Here is a 1,807-nt window from a genome sequence, read left to right as displayed (position 1 = left end):
GAGCGGACATCACGGTACTCTCGGGCGACCCCGAGCTATCGCCAATTTTTGGTGACGACCGGGCCGGTCAGGCGGCGGCGGTTATGGGCTGACGGTCGGTCGGCTTGGCGATGACCTCGATCCCGTCGTTGAATGTCACACGGGTCGAGCAGCAGATCGCGCCAATCGTGCGCGCTCTCGCGGGCGCCATCGGTGAAGCCGACCAGTTCCTTGCGGCCTTCCGGCGTCGCGCCGATCAGCACCAGGATGCACTGCTTTTCGTCTTTAAGGCGTGCTTGAAGATGGATGCCATCGGCCCAGATGTAGATGTAGCGCTTCGCCGACAGATCGCGCTTCTGCCACGGCTCTGCATGGGTGATTTGCCTTCCGATCCAGCATTGCTCCGACAAACCGTGATGACCCTGTCGTCACGGCTTGCGGCGTTGTCGGCGGAATGCAGCACGCTTTCGGCCGAGCGTGATGCGGCGATCGCCCAACGCGACGCTGCAGTCCAGGAGAACGACAAGCTCCTGATGATCCTGTCCCAGTACAAGCGCACGATCTTCGGTCCCCGCTCCGAGACGCTGGATCCCGGACAGCTGTCTCTCTTCATCACGGCACAGGCGGCTGGTGCCGTCGCCAACGACGACGTGACCGGAGGCAAGCTGCCTGACGGAGCGGACGGCCGTGGAAAGCGACCGGCGCGACGCAGCCGGGGGAAGCTCCCGGAGCATTTGCCGAGCATCGATGTCGTGATCGATATCGAGAGCCACATCTGCCCCTACTGCGGCGAGCGGCTACACAAGATCGGGGAGACCATCAAGGAAGCCTACGACGTCATTCCGATGCAGTACCGGATCAAGCGCATTGTGCGTCCGAGGTACGGCTGCCGGGGATGCCGCCTGGCTGTGCTGCAGGCACCCGCGCCGGCCCAGCCGATCGATGGCGGGATGGCGACGGAAGCCTTGCTGGCCCACATCGCGGTGATGAAATACGGCTACCAGCTGCCGCTGTATCGGCAGGAGCAGATGTTCGCCGCGCAAGGCATCACGCTCGACCGGCAGACGCTGGCCTCGTGGATGCGCCGCGCCGCCTGGTGGCTGAAGCCGCTTCACACGCTGTTGCGCGACACAGTGATGTCCTACCCGCGGCTGTTTGCCGACGAGACGCCGCTGCCGGTTCTCGATCCCGGCCGAGGCAGGACCAAAGTCTGCCAGTTCTGGGCGATCGCCACCGATGACCGTCCGTGGGGCGGCCCGCCGGCGGTGGTCTTCATGTTTGCCGAGGATCGCAAGGCGATCCGCGCCAAGCAGCTATTCGGGGACTACCACGGCATCCTGCAGGTCGATGGCTATGCCGCCTACAAGGGCCTGATCAAGAACGGCGGCCGTCTGATGCAGCTGGCGTTCTGCTTCGCGCATGCGCGGCGGAAGTTCTGGGACGTTCACGTCGCGACCAAGTCGCCGATTGCCGCGGAAGCGCTGCAACGGATCGCGATGTTCTACGCCATCGAGGATCGCATCCGCAGTCTGCCGGCGGCGCATCGGGCTGCAGTGCGGCAAACCGACACCAGGCCGTTGATCGAGGACTTCAAACCCTGGCTCGAGGCGCGGCTGCTGGAAGTCTCGAAGAAGTCCGGTCTGGGCAAAGCCATCCGCTACACCCTCAACCATTGGAACGGCCTGACGCTCTTCATCGATGACGGACGCATTGAAATAGACAACAATACCGGTCGAGCGCAGCATCAAGCCGATAGGGCTTGGAAAGAAGAACTATTTGTTCGCGGGCAGCGAAGGCGGCGCCGAGACATGGGCCATTCTCGCGTCGC

1 protein-coding gene and 2 pseudogenes are annotated in these 1,807 nt (G+C 63.8%); 2 read left to right on the top strand and 1 reads right to left on the bottom strand.

Annotated features, from left to right (window positions below):
- Positions 1-122: 122 nt before the first annotated feature.
- A pseudogene (locus IVA82_RS39050) lies at positions 123-341 on the bottom strand (transposase); the annotation flags it as partial.
- Between IVA82_RS39050 and IVA82_RS39045 the strand changes: the two are divergent.
- Both IVA82_RS39045 and IVA82_RS49240 read left to right on the top strand, forming a co-directional pair.
- Positions 282-1,649: pseudogene (locus tag IVA82_RS39045) on the top strand (IS66 family transposase); the annotation flags it as partial. The pseudogenes IVA82_RS39050 and IVA82_RS39045 sit on opposite strands and share 60 nt — an antisense overlap.
- Before the next feature lie 55 nt (positions 1,650-1,704).
- A partial coding sequence (locus IVA82_RS49240) for a transposase (RefSeq protein ID WP_346658677.1) occupies positions 1,705-1,807 on the top strand: 103 nt, incomplete at its 3' end.

It is taken from the genome of Bradyrhizobium sp. 142, assembly GCF_023074015.1.
GTDB lineage: Bacteria > Pseudomonadota > Alphaproteobacteria > Rhizobiales > Xanthobacteraceae > Bradyrhizobium.
This window is presented reverse-complemented; position numbering and strand designations above follow the sequence as displayed.